Origin of the sequence: Paenibacillus sp. FSL R5-0912, assembly GCF_000758605.1 — a bacterium.
Lineage (GTDB): Bacteria > Bacillota > Bacilli > Paenibacillales > Paenibacillaceae > Paenibacillus_AQ.
Map to the genome: position 1 here is coordinate 7415366 of NZ_CP009282.1, position 14584 is coordinate 7429949.

16 protein-coding genes are annotated in these 14584 nt (G+C 52.7%); 2 read left to right on the forward strand and 14 right to left on the reverse strand.

The annotated features are described in order from the left end of the window. The first annotated feature begins 35 nt into the window (after positions 1 to 35). Positions 36 to 1268 carry a peptidase T gene (gene pepT / locus R50912_RS31485; protein WP_042240655.1) on the forward strand — a complete coding sequence of 411 codons (1233 nt, stop codon included), beginning with the start codon at positions 36 to 38 and terminating at the stop codon, positions 1266 to 1268. A gap of 44 nt (positions 1269 to 1312) precedes the next feature. On the opposite strand, the gene R50912_RS34635 is transcribed toward pepT, so the two are convergent. The 5 genes from R50912_RS34635 to hxlA all read right to left on the reverse strand — a co-directional run bounded on the left by R50912_RS34635 (position 1313) and on the right by hxlA (position 4979). Next, positions 1313 to 1720, reverse strand: a complete 408-nt coding sequence (locus R50912_RS34635) for a winged helix-turn-helix transcriptional regulator (RefSeq protein WP_231637933.1) — start codon at positions 1718 to 1720, stop codon at positions 1313 to 1315. A 217-nt stretch (positions 1721 to 1937) separates the two neighbouring features. Continuing rightward, entirely contained in the window at positions 1938 to 3074 is a 1137-nt protein-coding gene (locus tag R50912_RS31495; RefSeq protein WP_042240658.1) for an NADH-dependent flavin oxidoreductase, read from the reverse strand. Positions 3075 to 3114: 40 nt separating this feature from the next. Next, positions 3115 to 3498, reverse strand: a complete 384-nt coding sequence (locus R50912_RS31500; protein ID WP_042240661.1) for a winged helix-turn-helix transcriptional regulator — start codon at positions 3496 to 3498, stop codon at positions 3115 to 3117. Between the two features lie 284 nt (positions 3499 to 3782). Then, on the reverse strand, positions 3783 to 4340 hold the full coding sequence (gene hxlB, locus R50912_RS31505; RefSeq protein WP_042240663.1) for a 6-phospho-3-hexuloisomerase: 558 nt from the start codon (positions 4338 to 4340) through the stop codon (positions 3783 to 3785). A gap of 6 nt (positions 4341 to 4346) precedes the next feature. Beyond that, complete coding sequence (hxlA, locus tag R50912_RS31510; RefSeq protein ID WP_042240666.1) at positions 4347 to 4979, reverse strand: 3-hexulose-6-phosphate synthase; 633 nt, start codon at positions 4977 to 4979, stop codon at positions 4347 to 4349. A gap of 289 nt (positions 4980 to 5268) precedes the next feature. Here hxlA and R50912_RS31515 point away from each other — a divergent pair, with 289 nt between their 5' ends. Next, positions 5269 to 6648, forward strand: a complete 1380-nt coding sequence (locus R50912_RS31515) for an MATE family efflux transporter (RefSeq protein ID WP_042240669.1) — start codon at positions 5269 to 5271, stop codon at positions 6646 to 6648. 209 nt (positions 6649 to 6857) lie between these two features. On the opposite strand, the gene R50912_RS31520 is transcribed toward R50912_RS31515, so the two are convergent. The 9 genes from R50912_RS31520 to R50912_RS31560 all read right to left on the reverse strand — a co-directional run bounded on the left by R50912_RS31520 (position 6858) and on the right by R50912_RS31560 (position 14581). Beyond that, positions 6858 to 8183, reverse strand: a complete 1326-nt coding sequence (locus R50912_RS31520; RefSeq protein WP_042240672.1) for an extracellular solute-binding protein — start codon at positions 8181 to 8183, stop codon at positions 6858 to 6860. A 112-nt stretch (positions 8184 to 8295) separates the two neighbouring features. Then, positions 8296 to 9096 carry a response regulator transcription factor gene (locus tag R50912_RS31525; RefSeq protein WP_042240676.1) on the reverse strand — a complete coding sequence of 267 codons (801 nt, stop codon included), beginning with the start codon at positions 9094 to 9096 and terminating at the stop codon, positions 8296 to 8298. Then, positions 9080 to 10855, reverse strand: coding sequence for a cache domain-containing sensor histidine kinase (locus tag R50912_RS31530; RefSeq protein WP_042243770.1), 1776 nt, complete (start codon positions 10853 to 10855; stop codon positions 9080 to 9082). The genes R50912_RS31525 and R50912_RS31530 overlap by 17 nt, the downstream gene beginning before the upstream one ends. Positions 10856 to 11009: 154 nt before the next feature. Beyond that, complete coding sequence (locus R50912_RS31535) at positions 11010 to 11258, reverse strand: hypothetical protein (RefSeq protein ID WP_042240679.1); 249 nt, start codon at positions 11256 to 11258, stop codon at positions 11010 to 11012. Between the two features lie 207 nt (positions 11259 to 11465). Beyond that, positions 11466 to 11696 (reverse strand): cold-shock protein, encoded by a 231-nt coding sequence (locus R50912_RS31540; RefSeq protein WP_039304815.1) that lies wholly within the window; start codon positions 11694 to 11696, stop codon positions 11466 to 11468. 199 nt (positions 11697 to 11895) lie between these two features. Continuing rightward, positions 11896 to 12096, reverse strand: coding sequence for a cold-shock protein (locus R50912_RS31545; protein WP_019914790.1), 201 nt, complete (start codon positions 12094 to 12096; stop codon positions 11896 to 11898). Positions 12097 to 12376: 280 nt separating this feature from the next. Continuing rightward, entirely contained in the window at positions 12377 to 12655 is a 279-nt protein-coding gene (locus R50912_RS31550) for a hypothetical protein (protein WP_042240682.1), read from the reverse strand. A gap of 69 nt (positions 12656 to 12724) precedes the next feature. After that, positions 12725 to 13837, reverse strand: a complete 1113-nt coding sequence (locus tag R50912_RS31555; protein WP_042240685.1) for an MBL fold metallo-hydrolase — start codon at positions 13835 to 13837, stop codon at positions 12725 to 12727. Positions 13838 to 13867: 30 nt separating this feature from the next. Continuing rightward, positions 13868 to 14581 (reverse strand): HAD family hydrolase, encoded by a 714-nt coding sequence (locus tag R50912_RS31560; protein ID WP_042240689.1) that lies wholly within the window; start codon positions 14579 to 14581, stop codon positions 13868 to 13870. Positions 14582 to 14584 lie beyond the last annotated feature (3 nt).

The window sequence follows — 14584 nt, forward strand, 5'->3', positions numbered from 1 at the left end:
ATAGACATACGAAGATGAAGAGGAGATGACCTGAATTGAAACAAGAGCTGATCAAGCGTTTTATTTCTTATGCTGAAATGGATACCCAATCGAATGAGGATAGTGAGACCTGCCCTTCCACCCCCGGCCAAATGGTGCTTGCCCATAAGCTGGTACAGGAGCTGCAGGAGATCGGGCTGACGGAAGTCACAGTGGACGAGCATGGGTATGTTATGGCTTCACTGCCGGCAAACACGGACAAGGACGTTCCGGTAATCGGCTTCCTGGCCCATTTGGATACGGCAACTGATTTCACCGGCACGAATGTGAAGCCGCAGATTGTAGAGAACTATGACGGGAACGATCTTGTGCTGAATGAAGCGCTGAACGTCGTCCTTACCACACAGAGCTTCCCGGAGCTGAGCGGCTACAAGGGGCATACTCTGATTACCACTGATGGCACTACCCTGCTGGGGGCAGATAACAAGGCTGGTATTGCAGAGATCGTTACGGCGATGGTGTATTTGCTCGCGCATCCGGAGATCAAACACGGCAAGATCAGAGTTGCCTTTACCCCGGATGAAGAAATTGGACGCGGCCCCCATAAGTTCGACGTTGCAGCATTCGGCGCTTCCTATGCCTATACCGTTGATGGCGGCCCGCTCGGAGAGCTGGAGTATGAGAGCTTCAATGCCGCTGCCGCCAAAATCAGCTTCCATGGGGTCAACGTGCATCCCGGTACAGCCAAGGGCAAGATGATCCACTCTTCCAAAATCGCCATGGCCTTCCATCTCCGGCTTCCTGCCGGTGAAGCGCCTGAATTCACGGATGGATACGAAGGCTTTTACCACCTGATCTCCATGCAGGGCAACGCCGAGCACAGCAAGCTGCATTATATCATCCGTGACTTTGACCGCGAGCATTTTGAGAACCGCAAAGCCCATATCGCCGCCATTGTGGATGAATTCAAGTCGACTTACGGAGCAGACAATGTAGTGCTGGAGATGAATGACCAGTATTATAATATGCGTGAAAAAATCGAACCGGTGCGCCACATCGTTGATATCGCCCGTGAAGCGATGGAGGGTCTGGGGATTACGCCGGTGATCCGCCCGATCCGAGGGGGAACTGACGGCTCACAGCTGTCCTACATGGGCCTGCCAACACCGAATATCTTCACCGGCGGCGAGAATTTCCACGGCAAATTCGAATACGCCTCTGTAGACGTGATGCTGAAGGCTGTTCAGGTTATCGTAGAGATTGCCCGTCTGGCTGAGCAAAAAGCTTAACTCCTCCCGCATAGCACAAATACCCCCGGTAAAGCGCACCTCGCTTATCCGGGGGTATTTGTGCTGCGCGGAGCTGCTTCCATGGAGTCTTCTCTGGCCCGGCCGCCTGCAGGCTGCAGCTCAGGTCCACTCTGGGCCAGTACCTCCCTGTATCCTTCGCCCCAGTGTTTGATACTAAGCAGGCCGGATTCCAGACCCCGGGCCCACTCGGTCAGAGAATACTCTACCTTCTGGGGCACCTGCGGGTACACCTCACGGTGAACCAGACCGTCACGCTCCAGCTCCCGCAGCTGCATGGCCAGCATCCGCTGGGTAATGCCCGGACATAATCTGCGCAGTTCATTGAACCGCTTTGTACCGCTGATTAGATGGTAGAGAAGGACTCCTTTCCATTTACCGCCGATGACCTCAAGCGTCCGCTGAAAAGAAACCATTTCTTCATCACGCCTCATCTCTTCCGCATCGCCGGAACTATCGTTTCTCCCCTGTACATTCATATCTGCAAACTCCTCATTGTAGGATGCTCCGTTAATTAATACGATTGTATCATATATAGATTTCCACGTTTATGCAATATGGCAAAAAACCTCTGGAAGCCTTAAATATAGGCACCCAGAGGTCATGAATAGGTTACAGACGCAGGACAGACACCCTCCTGCTACCTGCTATTTACTGCTTCACCGGCAGCCAGCCCGGCGTATGAATCAGTGCATTCCAGAGCGGGTCCGGGATTACAAGCTCAGCTTGGGCGGAAGGGTCCAGCTCAGTCTTAATCTCAGCTGCACGCCCTTCGGCAACCTTCTGAACCCAGTCCGGTTCAATCAGGAGCGGACGGCCCAGAGCGACCAGGCTGATCCCGCTGTCCAGACCCTTCAGGGCATCAGCAGCGGTATAGAGCGAGCCTACTCCAATTACAGGGGCCTTGCCTCCCACGCGGTCTACAATTTGCTCGATCCGCGGACGGCTATCCTCGGTACCCCGGCGCGGCAACGACCACAGCTCCATCAGGGAAGCATGCAGATAATCAAGCCCTTCCCCTGTCAGTGCATCGATCAGCGCAAAGGTATCGGCCATCGTAATTCCCGGTGTTTCCGGCTCTTCAGGCGAGAAGCGGTACCCTACAAGGAATTCACCCTGTGCATGCCGCTTCACCGCATCCTTGACACTGCGCAGAACAGCCAGCGGGAAGGTCAGGCGCTTCTGCAGATCGCCGCCCCAGCGGTCTTCGCGCCGATTGGAATGCGGGGAGAAGAACTGCTGCAGCAGATAGCCGTTGGCACCGTGAATTTCCACACCATCGAATCCGGCCTCGATCGCCCGGCGTGTAGCTTCTCCGAAATCAGCGATAATTCCGGTAATTTCTTCATCAGTCAGTGCGCGCGGAACCGGTCCTTGCCCGCCGCCCGGAAGTTCCGAAGGTACTTCACTTGCGCTGACCGTCTGTCCGTCAGGCAACTGTGCCGGAGGGCATTGGCGCCCGCCATGGAAGATCTGCAGAACCGCCTTCGCCCCTTCACCCTTAATGGCCTCGGCCAGCCCGCGCAGGCTCGGAATCAGCCCGTCATGGTCAGCACCGAATTCACCCGGGAAGCCTTTCCCGCCGCGTGATACATATACACAGGCTGTAACAACCATTCCTGCCCCTTTGGATCGGCGGATGTAATAATCAAGCTCCGGCCCTGAGACGGTTCCATCCTCATTCGAGGAGAAATTGGTCATCGGTGCCATCACCACACGGTTCTTCAATTCAATGCCGTTCGCGAACTTAAACGTCTCCAGCAGCGGGCTATATTCTGTCTTCAGCATGATTATCAATCTCCTCCATTTGTCTAAATCTATATGAATTTCATTTCATCGATCTGTTGCGTTCAGGGTCGTCCTTCCAAATGACGTTCTCCCCGTAATTCTTGCCCCAGTCATACATCATGCGCAGCACAGGCATCAGCGTATGCCCATACTCCGTCATGGAGTATTCTACTCTCGGCGGGACCTCAGCATACACTCGCCTGAATACCAGCTGATCTTCCTCCAGCTCACGCAGCTGATTGGTCAGCATTTTCTGGGTAATATGCGGAATCAGCTTCTTCAGCTCGCTGAAGCGTTTGGTCCCTTCCAGACCCAGGTGCCACAATATGATAAGCTTCCATTTGCCGCCGATGACGGCAAGCGTAAGCTCCTTCTCGCAGTTGATTTCCTTCAGATTGATACGGTCTTTAATCTCAGTCGCCAATACAAGTCCCTCCTTTCGTTCCTTAATATCATACTACAATACACCCGGGGACTGCACACCGCCGGAAGACGCCCTGGGGCAGACCCCATAAATACGTAACAGACCGCCGGCCTAGGGCCCGCGGTCTGTATACTGCATAAGGGCCTTGCCCCTGCCATAATAGACAGTGCTGCTGCCCATTCCGGCAGCAGTATCAGTATCAGCTTCAGCAGCGCCACCCCCTGACACGCTTAGAATGCAGCCAGCCTGCCCGGAGGTTCCGGACAGGCTGGCTTTACGTTACGTTATTCCAGATTCGCATGGTTACCGTACATCTTACCGGTGGTCTGCCCCGTTTGCTCCATCATCCGTAGGATGACGGCATCGTAGAATACCAGCAGCGTCTGCTCAAACAAGGAAGCCATCGGCTGGATCGTAGCATAGCTCCCGCCTGTCTGATCCTTGGGCGAGCCCGGCAGCTTGACGATATAATCTGCGAGACGCCCGAGTGACGAATCTGGGGTGACGGTCACGAGCACTATAGCTGCGCCGATCGCCTTGGCTTTCTCCGCCATGGATACCAGCCCCTTAGTCTCGCCGGAGCCGGAGCCCAGCACAAGCACATCGCCGGAGCCGATCCCCGGGGTGACCGTCTCCCCGACGACAAACGCAGCCTGCCCGGCTTGCATCAGCCGCATCGCGAACGCCCGGCCCATCAGTCCGGAGCGGCCGGCACCGGCTACAAAGATCTGCCCGGAGCGCAGCAGCAGCTCCGCCATGACTTCGCCTTCTCCGGCGTTCAGCCCGGAGACCGAGCCCTGCAGCTCCTTCACAATTTCCTGTGCGTAATCCAGCGTATCCATAGCTGCTTAGGCCTGGCTTACAAGGCGCTTCATCTCCGCCGCAGCCGCTCTCTGATCCGCTTCGCCGGTAATCCCGCCGCCCACGATTACCAGATCAGGATTCGCAGCAATCACTTCAGGCAGCGTGCTCAGCTTAATCCCGCCGGCAATCGCTGTTTTCGCTTTTGTAACCACACTCTTAATCGCTCTCAGATCCTCGAAGGAATTCTTGCCTTCTGCCTGATGATCATATCCGGAGTGCACACAGACATAATCAACGCCAAGTGCGTCCACTTCAGCGGCTCTGGTCTTCAGATCCTTTACGTTGATCAGATCAACCAGGATTTCTGCGCCGGTCTTCTTGGCTTCTTCCACCGCGCCGCGGATCGTTGAATCATCGGACACGCCAAGCACGGTAACGATTCCCGCCCCTGCTTCTACAGCCTTCATCACTTCATAGCCGCCGGCATCCATGATTTTGAGATCGGCCAGGACGGTCAGGGCCGGAAAAGCGTCCTTGATCGCTTTTACCGCATGTAAACCTTCATTAATGACAACCGGTGTTCCAATTTCCACGATATCTATAAATTCGGCAACTTCCGCAACAATGGCCTTGGCTCCCGCAATATCCACCAGATCGAGTGCTAGCTGTAATTTCATAGGTTTAGAATCTCCTCGTCGTTAATATATTTTAGTAAGTGATGTACTAAGTTTAGGGATATACTGCCGATAAGGGAAGTAGGCACTTTATTGTGATGTAGTTACCTGAAGGATACTATTGGGCGGGGAAGGGGCTCACTGATGCCTCTTTTTGAAAAACGAAGGTTGATTTTATTTACGATTTTCTTAAATTCACTGCATTTTCACATAAGCTGTGCTACCATACATTAGATTTACAAATTCTCCAGCGGCAATCCTATTTTATCAACAAGAAGGTGTAAGGTTTATTATGGAAGCAAACAAACCCAAAGAGTTCAATTTAATTAAGCTGACCTGGCCGATTTTCCTCGAGTTGTTCCTGTTTATGCTCATGGGGAGTGTAGATACATTCATGATCAGCTCCGTATCGGATGATGCCGTCTCCGGTGTCGGGGCGGCCAATCAGATTATTGCCATAGCGATTCTCGTGCTCAGTGTTATCGGGAACGGCGCGGCCATTGTCGTGTCGCAGTATCTCGGTTCCAAGCAGCCCAAAGAAGCAGCCAAGGTAACGGGCAATGCCATAACACTCAATCTTGCAGTCGGAATTATTCTGAGTACAATTCTGCTGCTGTTCGGAGGCAGTCTGCTGAGCGCACTGAACGTGACGGGCGATATTCTCATCTACGCCAGATCGTACATAAATATTGTCGGGGGCGGGATCTTCCTCCAGGCACTGCTCAATGCACTGGCTGCCACTATCCGTACACACGGTTTCACGAAACATACGATGATCGTCTCCATGCTGATGAATGTGATCCACGTCGGGGGCAACTATCTGCTGATTTTTGGACATTTCGGACTGCCTGCGCTCGGTGTAGAGGGGGCTGCAATTTCAACGCTTACCAGCCGCCTGATCTGTCTGATCCTCTACTTCCTGCTGCTCTACCGGATTATGGAGGTGCGGGTCAAATGGACCTATTACATTCATCTCTCCAAAAAATATGTGCGGCAGATTCTCAAAATCGGCATTCCGTCCGCATTTGAATCGGTGATCTATCAGTGCTGCCAGCTGGTCTTCACTTTATACATCACCTATCTGGGTGCAGAAGCCATGGCTACCCGCCAATACGCGCTGAACATCTCCAGCTATATCTTCCTCTTCAGCGTAGCCGTATCCATGGGCACCTCGATCATTGTCGGCCATCTCGTGGGCGCAAGGCGGCCTAAGGAAGCTTACTCGCGGGTGTTCTCCAGTGTGAAATGGGCGCTGCTGGTCACCGTAATTATGGATGCGGTTGTCATTCTGTTCCGCGTACCGCTAATGGGCCTGTTCACGGATAATCAAACGATTATAACTATGGGCGCCCAAGTCATCCTGCTCAGCTTCTTCCTTGAGACGGGACGCACCTGCAACCTGGTCATCATCAACTCGCTGCGCGCTTCCGGCGATGCCAAGTTTCCGGTCTACATGGGCCTGATCTCCATGGTCTGCATGAGCCTGCCGCTGGGCTATTTCCTGGTATTCACGCTTGATCTCGGTCTGGCCGGAGTCTGGCTGACCACTGCATTCGATGAATGGGTGCGGGCGGTCATTATGTACTTCCGCTGGAAGAGCAGAGCCTGGGAGAAGCACGGCCTGATCCAGCATGAACCTGCAGAACCGCTGAGCACTGCGCCGGTGCATTAACCTGCGACAACAAACAGGCGGTTCACCCTGATCTCTTCGATTGGGGCGGCCGCCTTTTGAATACATAATCCTATTCATTTGGCAGGAAGAATGAGGAAGACTATGACAACACGTCTGACTGCCTTAATTATCCGGCTCCGCAAATAAGGGATGCCCCGGCCGTGTAATCCGGCTAATTGGCATCCCTTTGTGATAAGGTTGTACGCTTATTAGGTTCCTTTGGCTACAGCTTCTTTATGCTTGGCCGCGAACTGCTCAGGTGTAATCGCTTTGCCGAACAGTGCTTGAATCATATCCAGATGGACCTGGGCGGCGTTCGGCTTCATCTGGATATCAGCAAACAGGGTGATACTGCTCGCATGGTTTAATTCATTCAGCAGTTCGACATACAGCTGCGGCAGCTCTTCATTCGTGGTATCCACTTTGGTCGCCGGAATCACACCTGCACTGGTTACAGACGCCTCCCCCCATTTGTATACGAAATATTCGACAAATGCTTTCGCTGCTTCCTTAACCTTGGAAGCTTCGGCTACGAACAGTCCGACACCCGGTCCTCCGACCCAGCTGTTGATATTGCCCTTTCCGCCTTCCACAGTCGGAAATTTGAAGAACCCTACTTTATCTTTGAAGTCTTGCGGGATCTCCGGATTCGTCGTGAAGTTGGGAAGCTCCCAGGTACCCGTCAGATACATTGCCGCCTTCTCATTCAAGAATTCCGATTTGCCCTCATCATTGGATAGCCCGTTGAAACCGCTGTTGAAGGTGTTCATATCCACCAGCGTCTGCACTTCAGCCGCAGCCCGGACCAGGCCGGGATCATCGAAGTAGCTTGTCCCCTTCGTAGCGCGCTTCAGTGTATCACTGCCGGCGATACGGTCAGCAAGGTACATATACCATAGTGAGCCGGTCCAGCGGTCCTTGTTGCCAAGGGCAACCGGAGCCACGCCATGCTGGGATAACGTTCTTACCGTTTGCTTGAACTCTTCGTAAGTAACAGGCACCTGGAGATTATATTTCGCAAAAATATCCTTATTATAGTATACCGGTGAAATGTTCAGCTCAATCGGCAGGGCATAGGTCTTATTATCGACCACATAGGCTTCAGTAGTGCCTGTTACGAATTTACCCTTTAACCGCGTACCATTCAGGATGTCATCCAGCGGAGCGAATAATCCGCCCTTCACATAAGGCTCCATGAAGCCCGCAGCCCAGGTGATTCCTACATCCGGCAGGTCATTCGAGGCAGAGAGCACCTTCAGCTTATTCTTGTACTGTTCATTCTCCAGCACGCCCTGCTGGATAATAATATTAGGATTCTCTTTCTCGTATTCTCCGATGATCTGGCTAACCAGCTTATTCTGCTGGGCGGAGAGGCCGGCCGGCCACAAGTGCATCATATGAATCGTTATTTTTGGGGCCGAAGCATTGGTGGCTGCCTCCGCACTATTATTATCCTGTGTAAAGCTGCAGCCTGTTAGAGCAAGGGCCAATGTAAGTGTCAGGAACAGTCCCTTGGTTATGTTATTCCTCAACATTGCTATAGCCTCCCATATCACATTACGCGGCCTGATGTAATCGCTACCAATCAAATTCTAGCATCGTACCCGGAGGGATATAAGACTACACTTATTGGCTAAAATTCCACATTTAATGGATTTCCTGCGATCCGCCCTTCATCTTATGCCTATAGCGGCTTGGGCTTAACTGTTCCAGCGACTTAAACACCTTAATGAAGTACTTATCCGTCCGATAGCCTACACGCTCCCCGATCTCCCCTATAGAAAGTGTGGTCTGCAGCAGTAATTCCTTAGCCCGCTGAATTCGCAGACGTGCCAAATATTCGCTGAAGGATACTCCGGCCTGCTCCTTGAACAATACGCTGAAGTAGCTGGCATTCAGATGGATGAGTCCCGCTACCTCTGCCATTGTCAGCTGTTCATGCAGGTGCTGCTCCACATAGGCGATCGCATCTTTGACCGGCTGCCCCATTCGTGCCTGATCCGGGTCTATCTCCATCAGCTTATGATCCACCAGCTTCTCCAGCTTCACGTGGCGCTGCTGCTCTTCCTCCCGCTTCAGCGCATCCTCAACCACGGACAGTAACTCGGACTTGTCCAGCGGCTTAAGCAGGTAGTTGACCGCCCCCAGCCGCATAGCCTGCTGCACATAATCAAATTCGGCATAGCCGGATATGACAATAATAACCGGCTTCCAGGCTGTCTCCTGCAGGGAACGGATCAGATCCAGTCCGCTTACTTCGGGCATGCGCACATCTGTAATCAGGAGATGGACCCGCTCCTGCCGCAGCCGCTCGCGCGCTTCAACCCCGTTGTCGCAGGTCTCCACGGCATACCGGCCTGCCGCCCATACTTCCAGCGTCTGCTTGATTCCCTGCCGTGTTCTCGGTTCATCATCCACGATCAGAATCGTCCTATTGCTCAGGCTCATAGGTATATCCTCCATTGCTTGGAATTTCAAAAGTAATAACGGTCCCTTCGGATACCTTGCTCTCAATCATCAGACCCTCTGACTTGATGCCCTCTTCCCCGTAATACAGCTTGAGCCGCCGCTGCACATTCACCAGGCCGACCCCATTGCCTTTGGCGGAGATCGACGGGCCGCCCTCCAGTGTATTGCGCAGCGCCCGCAGAGTATCCTCATCCATGCCGGGCCCATTGTCGGATACCTTCACCGAGGTCCAGCCGTTGCGGGGTGATGGCGTGATCATAACCTCCACACTGCCGCTGCCGACACGGCTCTCCACTCCATGAAGAATGGCATTCTCCACAATCGGCTGAATCAGCAGCTTGGGTACCGGAACAGCAGCCTCGCTTGGGTCCAGTACAATATCCCAGGACAGGCGCTCGCCCATCCGCATCTCCATGATCTTCAGATAACGCCTGATCTGTTCAACCTCTTCACTAAGTGCAACCCACTCCTCTTTATTATTGGGACGGCCAATAATATAGCGGAACAGCCTGGACATGACTACGACCAATCCGGCCAATTCCTCCTCCCCCTTTTCCTCAAGCGACCAGTTAAAGGCTTCCAAGGTGTTGAACAGAAAATGAGGGTTGATCTGCGCCTGCAACGCTTTGAGCTCAGTCCGGCTCTGTAATACTTCCTTCTCATAGACAACCCGGATCAAATCATTCATATTGGCAACCATACCGTTATAAGTATAATTCAGCTCCCGCAGCTCCATCGTAGATACCTTCTGCGAGTTGGGCGTCAGCACGCCTAAGCGCGATTTGCGCATGGCCCGGATCAGATGAATAATCGGCCTCGTGATCATCGTTGACAATAGAAACGACATAATCAGGAAAAGCAGGGCTCCCAGCCCCCCTGACAGCAGCAGAACCGTCCGCAGCACAGACAACCCCTTGGTGACATAGCTGACAGGGGTCAGCACAAGCAAGGTCCAGCCGGTCTTGTCCGAGCGCAGCTTAACCTGTACATACTCCTTGCCGTGAAAGCTGACCGTCTGGTCCACACTATCCAGCAGCGGCATCAGGTCTGCCTCCGGTGTTCCATTGCTGCCCAGGAGGCGGCCTTCGTCATTCACCAGCAGCACAGACTCGCCTCCGTCACTGCCGGAGATCGGATCATCCAGCTGGAAGTAGCTGCGCTGGATGCGCGCCATCAGATACCCTCCCCGCGAGAACCAGCGGTCCATGAGGCTAACCTGGCGGATGGCCAGCAGGCTCTGGCTGTCATGCGGATCGACGCCGATCCAGACCAGCCGCCCTTTCTGGACATTAGCCTCGCTGATATATGGCTCGTTGATTCTCGTCCCCAGACTGCCGTCCTTGATCGGGAAGAGCAGCCGGTAATCGGCAGTATACAGCTCAAGAGATCCTACGCTCGGCATATACGCCTGATAGCTGGAGATAATCTGCTGCAGCGACTGCCGTTGATTGAATGACACTTCATTGCCGTTCAGCTCCTCCAGCAGCAGCTGCTGCACCGTAGGATGATTGGCCACCTGCTCCATCAGGCTGTCAATCTGGCCAATCAGCGCATTCAGCCGTCCGTTCGCCTGAACCGCCGTCTGCTGGATATGCCGCTCGGCATTATTTTTGAGCAGAATAGATACCCGGTCATATACAAACGCCCCTGAAACCAGAAGAATGATTAGCATAACCAGCACAAAGCCGATGAATATTTGATTGCGCAGCGTGTTGAGTTCTTTGAATCTCTGGAGCATCGGAATTCCTTCTTTCCTTGGCAGCGTTTCCAACTCTATTCTCCAAAACTCCCGGAGTTTGTCAAGAGAAAATAGTTGTCCGGCACAGGGCAGCAAAGAGCCCTTAAGCAATGCTCCTTGTTCCAGAGCTGTTTAAGGGCTGCAGCAGAAGGGACTAGATGAACATTATCGGAGTGATCCACTCCCGGTCCAGGGCTATCCACAGTAAGGCCAGCAGGACAGTACCGATGCTGTAGATCAATACTTTCCGTCGGGTGGGCTCCAGGTAAATATCCAGAATAACGACTATAATTCCTATAACAAGCACGGCTGCAAGCAGGACTGGATTGTGATATTTAATATTTACTGCATTCAAGATAACCATAACCAGGGCCAGGAGCCTAAGATATTTGTTCATAGCCACACCACGACCCCCTTGTCGTTGAGACCATTTTCCAATTATGTATCCTTCATCCTCATCTCTAATATCCCTTGATTCCCCGCTATTGTCAACCCCGGCCACCCATCCGCTGCCAAGACAAAAAAAATAGCCCGTTCCCCACAGGGAACTGACTGCTATCGTGTTGCTGCTATCATCTGATTCTGTACAGAGCGTTCAGGAATTGGCAGATTACCGGATGGTAATGCCCTTCTTGATCGCCTTCATGTCAAAATTCGTATTCACAAGCATAGGCAGTATCTTCATGCTTCTGGTCATAGGCGAGTTGCATTGCCAGCAGGTTGGGACATATTGGAAGGCGAAGTTATCACGCATCCACCCGGAGCAATCTTCCTTGGTGCAGGACCAAATGGCTGTGTCTTCTTGCGGAAGATCCTCCAGCGCTTTTTTACGAAAATACATAAGTACCCCTCCTAATAGCTTTGTTAGCATATACTTCCTGATTCGGTTCGTAATACAAAGCTCGCTTCGGAAGCATATCCTTCGAATAAAGACATATTTCCAGCCCAACTGGACTGTTATGGCAGGATGGTAGCTTGTTCTGGCCTGTTCAAAAAAAAAGCTGCCCTCAACTTGTGTTAAGGGCAGTCTATTTTTAATACTACAGTTTTACAACGTTTTCGGCTTGTGGTCCACGAGCGCCTTGAGTTACGTTGAACTCAACGCGTTGGCCTTCGTCCAAAGATTTGAAGCCGTCGCCAGTGATTGCGGAGAAGTGTACGAATACGTCGCTTCCGCCTTCAACCTCGATAAAACCGAAACCTTTGTCTGCGTTGAACCATTTTACTGTACCTGTTTGCATGATATTACCTCCAAGTTTTATTTAACACATGTCCTTTTATTCCTACGTATTGTACGAACAAATAAAAATTCACACATTGGAAAAGGATTCATACGCACAAATGATAACCTTTTACAATATGTGAATTAAGGGTTAAATTTATGATTAACTTCATTGTAGCACACTAATTCTCTAAAAGCAAAGGATTACTTAAAATTACTTAAAAATAAGTGGAAATATATCGTACCCGGCGCGCAGTGCTCTATGAATAACCGCACCACGCACCCGGCAGCTACAGGGTTTAGTCGATATATCCGGCCAGTCCCTTGTCCATCAGATAGTCCATCTCAGCATCGAGGATAGTCTCTACGGTCAGCTCGTCCAGCTTAACATCGTGCTGCGCAGTAACATAATCGACCAGATCATCATTATCGATATCAATCTCGCCCTTGGCATTGGCCTTGGCTTTGTTGATAAAGGCCTGCTCATGCTTCAGTACCAGCCGGATGACTGCCGGATCCACCTTCGTCTGTGCAGACAATACTTCCACCAGTTCCTGCTCATTCACTTCATTACTCATATTCGTTAGTCAGCTCCTTGGCATTTATGCACACTGATTGTACCATAAGTCCCCTCAGGCCGCGCAGCCTCATCTCCACCAGGGAAGTGCAGGATACTCCGCAGCTCCGGCCACTACAGTCTCCCCAATTCTTGGTGTAGCCAGCCGTACCCCTTTAGCTGCAGCCGCAGCTGCGATACGCTCCACCGGATCGGTCCAGTCATGCATCGACAGGGTGAAGGCCCCCCAATGAACCGGAATAAGCAGACCTCCCTGCACATCTATATGTGCTTCAACCGTCTGTTCCGGCAGCATGTGGATATCGGCCCAGCGCGGATCGTATTGGCCGCATTCCATCAGCGTAAGATCGAATGGACCATACTTGCGTCCAATCTCGGCAAAATGCGGCCCGTAACCGCTGTCCCCGCTGTAGAAGACCTTCGTCTCCGTCCCGCGGATGACCCATGAGCACCACAGGGTGGTGTTACGGTCCAGCAGACTGCGGCCGGAGAAATGCCGCGCCGGCTCACAGCTGAACGTAATCCCCGCATACGCAAGCTCATCCCCCCAGTCATGCTCGCGGATCTTATCTCCGCTTACTCCCCAGCGGCGCAAATGGGCGCCGACTCCGAGCGGCACAATGAACAGGCCTACCTTATCCTTAAGCTTGCGGATGGTGCCGTAGTCCAGATGATCATAATGATCATGGGATAGCACAACCGCATCAATCTGCGGAAGCTGGGAAATCTCCAGCGGCAGCTGCTTGCTGTAACGGCGGCCGCCGATGAACGGAAACGGGGACGGCGCATTCCCCAGCATAGGGTCCAGGAACAGCGTAACCCCATCCATCTCCAGCAATACCGCAGAGTGGCCGAACCAGGTAACGCGGGTGCCCGGGCCTTGCCCGATAGATGCAGGCTGCAGCGGTAGCGGCTGCAGCGGCTCGGCCGGTCTGGACCGGGGATTACCTTTAATGAAATCCTTCAGAATGGACAGGCCCCCACCGCCAGCCCTCTCGCCGATGAGTTCAGCCGTCTGCGGATAGGCAAATTTGCCCTTGCTATAATTAAGCGAGCGGCTGTTCAGCGCCTGTTCCTGCTTCCCTGCCCTCCGTCCAAACGCCGGATAGAGGGTCATAAGCAGATACGCCGCTGCAACAAGTATCACCAGTGAAGCTGCAATATCAATAATAATCAGAGTCATGCGGTAAGCCTTCTTTCTGCCAGTTCATTTCTACAGGCTCCAGCCCGGAATTTTGCGCAGATCCCCATCCCAGATCTGCACCGTGCTCTTCACCGGAACGTTATCCGGAGAGGAAGCTGTATGAATATAACACGAATCCATGCCGATTGTATTTGCTCCGGCAATATCCGTACGCGGATCGTTGCCGATCATAATTGCCGAACTTAGCTCGGCCCCATAGTTATCTGCTAAATACCGGTAAAATAGCGGGTCCGGCTTGCTTACACCGGCTTCAGAGGAAATGGCTATCCCATGGAATAAATGCAGAATGTTCAGCATGGTTAATTCTGCCTCAATGAAGGTCTTCTGGCCATTCGAGAGCAGATAGACCTTCTTGCCGCGCGACCGCAAGGTCCGGAGAATCTCCGGGACTCCGTCATAGAGCGCGATATGGTTCATGGATAAGGTCCGCAGCCAGCGGACAGTCTCATGCAGCCAGGCCTGCCCGGGGTCCCCCCCTAAGTCGCGGGCTACGGCACGGAAGACCTCTTCCATGACGAAATCGGGAAACTGGCATGTCTGTGCAGCGGCTTGAAGCTGACGGTCACGCTCCGCAAGGAAACGGGACTGCAGATCCGCACCTTGCGTGCGCAGCCCGTGATAGCTGAAATGAAGCGCCAGCCGCTCCCATACCTCGGGATGCTCTTCATCTGTCTCAATATCAATTAAGGTTCCATAAAGGTCAAAAATATAAGTCTGATACATAGA

Bases quoted from the DNA above. Each gene is read 5' to 3' on its own strand.
- R50912_RS31495 (WP_042240658.1), bottom strand. From the start codon at position 3,074: ATGCTGAAGACAGAATATAGCCCGCTGCTGGAGACGTTTAAGTTCGCG.
- R50912_RS31525 (WP_042240676.1), bottom strand. From the start codon at position 9,096: ATGAGCCTGAGCAATAGGACGATTCTGATCGTGGATGATGAACCGAGA.
- R50912_RS31555 (WP_042240685.1), bottom strand. From the start codon at position 13,837: ATGACTCTGATTATTATTGATATTGCAGCTTCACTGGTGATACTTGTT.
- R50912_RS31550 (WP_042240682.1), bottom strand. From the start codon at position 12,655: ATGAGTAATGAAGTGAATGAGCAGGAACTGGTGGAAGTATTGTCTGCA.
- hxlB (WP_042240663.1), bottom strand. From the start codon at position 4,340: ATGGATACGCTGGATTACGCACAGGAAATTGTGAAGGAGCTGCAGGGC.
- hxlA (WP_042240666.1), bottom strand. From the start codon at position 4,979: ATGAAATTACAGCTAGCACTCGATCTGGTGGATATTGCGGGAGCCAAG.
- R50912_RS31560 (WP_042240689.1), bottom strand. From the start codon at position 14,581: ATGTATCAGACTTATATTTTTGACCTTTATGGAACCTTAATTGATATT.
- R50912_RS31540 (WP_039304815.1), bottom strand. From the start codon at position 11,696: ATGTATTTTCGTAAAAAAGCGCTGGAGGATCTTCCGCAAGAAGACACA.
- R50912_RS34635 (WP_231637933.1), bottom strand. From the start codon at position 1,720: ATGAGGCGTGATGAAGAAATGGTTTCTTTTCAGCGGACGCTTGAGGTC.
- R50912_RS31545 (WP_019914790.1), bottom strand. From the start codon at position 12,096: ATGCAAACAGGTACAGTAAAATGGTTCAACGCAGACAAAGGTTTCGGT.
- R50912_RS31515 (WP_042240669.1), top strand. From the start codon at position 5,269: ATGGAAGCAAACAAACCCAAAGAGTTCAATTTAATTAAGCTGACCTGG.
- R50912_RS31520 (WP_042240672.1), bottom strand. From the start codon at position 8,183: ATGTTGAGGAATAACATAACCAAGGGACTGTTCCTGACACTTACATTG.
- R50912_RS31530 (WP_042243770.1), bottom strand. From the start codon at position 10,855: ATGCTCCAGAGATTCAAAGAACTCAACACGCTGCGCAATCAAATATTC.